Raw genomic sequence first — 3,922 nt, forward strand, 5'->3', positions numbered from 1 at the left:
CATCACAAGGAAGTATTCTTGTCTATGGCGAAATGCTAGATAGAGGGCTTTGATGGGGTGGATTTATAAAAGCGAGGAGATGATATTCATGAAGAGCGATAGTGAAAAGTTCTATGAAGATTTCCAGCGTTTTTTGGTGGAGACAGGACGTGAGGAGCCGCGTGAGGCGGAGATGGAGGATTTGCTGCAGGAGTATGTGGAGGTGTTCAATGAAAGAGCGCGAACGCTTCAGCCGATGGTGGATGAGGTGTCTGCCGATGCATTTTTGGATCGTGCGCAGGCGGCAAGGAGTCGGTGGGAGCGTTTGAAGTGGATTCAGAAGGGGTGGTCTTTGAGCTGCAGCAAAAATTTTTCAAAGCGTGCGAAGGACATCTTTATTTCATGTGATTCGTATAGACGATTTTGTACATGGCAATCATCCGATATAGATGAAACGACTTTTTGCTTGCATTGAATGGTCTGGTCAGATTTAATATATATGCGGAAAATTCACTTGACGAATGCGGATGGTTTTCCTATACTAAAGGAAAACTTGGGTAGCTTTTGCGTCGTCGGGGATGGGGCTTTGGTTGCCTGCCGAAAAATAGATAAAGGATGCGGTCTTCATGCGGTTTTCCATAGGGGAGAAGAACGAGGGCGTGCGATATGTCGCAGGAGCTGTCGTTTTTTATTTTGTGCTCATTTCGTTCTACATCAATATCGGCGAGGATATGACGCCGGCGAATTATCTGCCGTGGTTTCTGCCGGTGATCGGTGCGCTCGTGCTTTTTCAGTACGGTGCGCGTGTGCGGCTTTTTTCGCTGAACCATGCGCCGCATCTCTTTGCGGGTGTGGCGTGGTGTGTGACGTTTCCGCTGCTGTATTCGTGGTCGTATGATACGCCGTGGTACGTTTCTCTCATACGGCTCGATTTTCTCTGCGGCACGGGGATTTTTCTTTTGCTTTCTTCTTTGCAGTCTTTGGCGTTTGACGGGAAAAAGCTGGTGCGCTTTGTCGCGGCGCTTTTTGCGGCGCTTGATTTTTTGTGTCTGGCAATTCCTTTTGTGCAGGTCGTTTATTTTTCCATCTACCAGCATTGTTTGACGCCGGCTTCTCTTATGGCGCTTTATTTGACGAATCCCGACGAGAGTGTCGATTTCATGGAGGCAATGCTTGGCATTCCGGCGATGGTCGGCATTGTGTTCGCCTTTTTGCTGTTTTTGTGGCTCTGTTATCGCGGCAATATGCGTCAGGCGCGTCATCTGGGGGCGCAGCCGCTGACGGCGGGCAAGCGGGCGGCGCTTTCGCTTCTCACGCTCGTTCTGGCTGTCTACATTCCGTTTTTCGTGTTCCCGGAGACTTCGATTGTTTTGAGTTGGAAGGAAGTCTCTGCATACGTCGCCGAGACGCAGGAATATGGTGCGCACCATGATGAGCGGTTTGCTGATCTCAGGCTCGATGCGCCCGAGAATGTGCTTTCCGCCAAGGCTCCGGGCACGGTGATCGTCGTCATTGGCGAGTCGGCGTCGCGCACGTTTATGAAGGCGTATACGCCGAGCTTTCCTTTCGACGATACGCCGTGGCTCGGTGCGCGCATGGAAGATCCCGATTTCGTCGTGTTTCGCCACGTGTATTCTTGCTGGTCACAGACGGTGCCTGTCTTGCAGCGTGCGCTGACGGAACAGAGTCAGTACAACGACAAGGAGTTTTACAACTCGACGTCGCTCATTGACGTGGCGAAGAAGGCGGGCTACGATACGTACTGGTTCAGCAACCAAGGTCGCTACGGGCAGTACGACAGCGCGATCACGCTCGTTGCAAAGACGGCGGATCGTGCGGAGTGGGTTGACGACTCGTACCTCTTTACGGAGAAGTATGATGAAAATCTTCTGGCGTATCTGCCGCAAATCGATCCGACGAGGAACAACTTCATCGTGCTGCATATCATGGGCAGTCACATCTACTACAACAACCGCTATCCGGCGTCGTTCAGCCGCTGGGTCAACGAGGCGGGCGGCGCGGCTACGAATGCTGAGTCGTATGCGAACAGTATTCTCTATACGGACGACAATTTGCGCCGCGTCTTTGAGTATGCGCGCGATCATCTGAATTTGCAGGCGATGGTTTATTTCTCCGATCATGGCGAGGATCTTGAGATCTCGCATAATCCCGATGTGTTCAACTTCCACATGGTGCGCATCCCGATGTTCGTCTACCTCTCGCCTGCGTATCAGGCGGCGGAGCCGCAGGTCTTGGAGACGCTTCGAAGCCATGAGAGTCAGTATTTCACGAACGACATGATTTACGATACTGTCGCCGGGATCTTGTGTGCGCAGTCGAACCACTACGATGCGACGCAGGACTTTTCGTCGCCTGCATATCGTTTCACGCGTGATAATTTGACGACGATGCTCGGGCAGCATCCGTTGACGGAGGATGTGGAGGAAGGACGATGATCTTCCTCTCGATGCTGTTTTTGGGAGCGCTTATCGGCTTCGTCGGCGCGGGCGGCGCGGGCGTCGTCATCACGCTCTTGACCGTTGGCTTTGGCGTGCCGATTCATACGGCGCTCGGCGTCGCACTCGCTTCGATGGTGTTCACGATGATTTCGGGCGCGGTCAGCCACTTCCGCGAGGGCGAGGTCGTTGTAAAGACGGGCGCGGCGCTTGGCGCGGGCGGCGTCTTAGGCGCACTTTTGGGCGCGGAGGTGTCGAACGTGATGCCGTCCGAAGAGCTTGGTTTCATGACGGCGCTGATGCTGCTTTTGTCGGCGTTTACCCTCTATATGAAGGTCTATCGCGCCGATTTCCTCGATCGCTTTTTCCATGTGCGCGAGTCGATGCTTGCGGGGAAGAAGCTCGTCGTCTATGGGGTTTTGCTCGGCTTCATCAACGGCTTCTTGTCGGGGGCGTTCGGCATCGGTGCGGCGGCGTTTATCCAGCTCACGCTGCTCTGTGTGTTTGGCGTGCCGCTTCTGCAGTCGATCGGCACCTGTATGATGGTCATTCTGCCGATTTCGGCAGCGGGCGGGCTGGGCTATATGATGAACGGGAGGCTCGACTTCAATATTTTCATGCAGACGCTTTTGGGCCTAATGATAGGGGCTTTCGTCGGAGCAAAATGCACACATCTCGCTCCACGTCCGCTTTTGAAGGCTGCCATCGTGGCGATGCCGACGGTCGGCGGCTTGATTATGCTGATTTTCCATTGAAAAACTGCTATTTGTTCTCATTATTGGAGAAAATGGTGGTTTTTTTCTTATTCCCGCCGAAAACATCATGGACTAGGGAGAAAAGTCGTGGTATAATGATGTCGGAGGGAAAAGAATGGAAGTAAGAGAAAAAATGCGCGAATGTACACAGGATGCTATAGAGGCGCTTGACGGGGATGTTCGCTGTGTGAGTGTGCGTCTTGCAAACGGCGCACAGAGGCTTGCTGCGATGGATGAGAAACTTGCAGAGTTTGATGCACATTTTGCGGCGCTTGATCGTCGGTTTGCTGACCTCGATGCGCGTTTTGCGGCGTTCAATGCGCACTATGAAGCGATGCGCGGGCAGATCTCTGCGCTGGAGAAGGAGACGCAGAAAGCCTGTCGCATGACGCAGGAGATGCGGCGAGGTACGGCGTATATCGACGCGCGACTGGAGGCGCTTGAGATGGCGGCTCTGGCTGCCGAGCTGATACCGCAGAAGCACCTGCTTTTGAAAGAGAGCGGCGGGAGAGACGTCCTTCATTGAGTGTTGTCGGCAATTTTGATTGCGGCAGATATGCAGCATGGCGACACATGAAACGACCGTACACAAGCCGGAAGGGGCTGGTGTGCGGTCGTTTCATTTTGCCAAAATAAAGGAAGAACACAGAGGAATCTTTCGGGATATATGTCCTCACGCCTTACAGAAACCTAGCCAATCAGTCTGCGCCCTTCGGGCTTGACTTCTTGGGG

4 protein-coding genes are annotated in these 3,922 nt (G+C 53.3%); all 4 read left to right on the top strand.

The genetic code is table 11. From position 1 onward, the window contains the following. Positions 1–88 precede the first annotated feature (88 nt). The 4 genes from ACTTKG_RS09560 to ACTTKG_RS09575 all read left to right on the top strand — a co-directional run bounded on the left by ACTTKG_RS09560 (position 89) and on the right by ACTTKG_RS09575 (position 3,716). Positions 89–454 carry a hypothetical protein gene (locus ACTTKG_RS09560; protein ID WP_442673975.1) on the top strand — a complete coding sequence of 122 codons (366 nt, stop codon included), beginning with the start codon at positions 89–91 and terminating at the stop codon, positions 452–454. A 151-nt stretch (positions 455–605) separates the two neighbouring features. After that, a complete protein-coding gene (locus ACTTKG_RS09565) occupies positions 606–2,435 on the top strand; it encodes a phosphoethanolamine transferase (RefSeq protein WP_442673976.1) in 1,830 nt (609 codons plus the stop codon). Then, positions 2,432–3,190, top strand: coding sequence for a sulfite exporter TauE/SafE family protein (locus ACTTKG_RS09570; RefSeq protein ID WP_442673977.1), 759 nt, complete (start codon positions 2,432–2,434; stop codon positions 3,188–3,190). The genes ACTTKG_RS09565 and ACTTKG_RS09570 overlap by 4 nt, the downstream gene beginning before the upstream one ends. Positions 3,191–3,305: 115 nt before the next feature. After that, positions 3,306–3,716 carry a hypothetical protein gene (locus ACTTKG_RS09575; protein ID WP_442673978.1) on the top strand — a complete coding sequence of 137 codons (411 nt, stop codon included), beginning with the start codon at positions 3,306–3,308 and terminating at the stop codon, positions 3,714–3,716. The last annotated feature ends 206 nt before the right edge of the window (positions 3,717–3,922 follow it).

The organism is Selenomonas sp., from assembly GCF_052169755.1.
Lineage (GTDB): Bacteria > Bacillota > Negativicutes > Selenomonadales > Selenomonadaceae > Selenomonas.

Bases quoted from the DNA above. Each gene is read 5' to 3' on its own strand.
- ACTTKG_RS09570 (WP_442673977.1), top strand. From the start codon at position 2,432: ATGATCTTCCTCTCGATGCTGTTTTTGGGAGCGCTTATCGGCTTCGTC.
- ACTTKG_RS09560 (WP_442673975.1), top strand. From the start codon at position 89: ATGAAGAGCGATAGTGAAAAGTTCTATGAAGATTTCCAGCGTTTTTTG.
- ACTTKG_RS09575 (WP_442673978.1), top strand. From the start codon at position 3,306: ATGGAAGTAAGAGAAAAAATGCGCGAATGTACACAGGATGCTATAGAG.
- ACTTKG_RS09565 (WP_442673976.1), top strand. From the start codon at position 606: ATGCGGTTTTCCATAGGGGAGAAGAACGAGGGCGTGCGATATGTCGCA.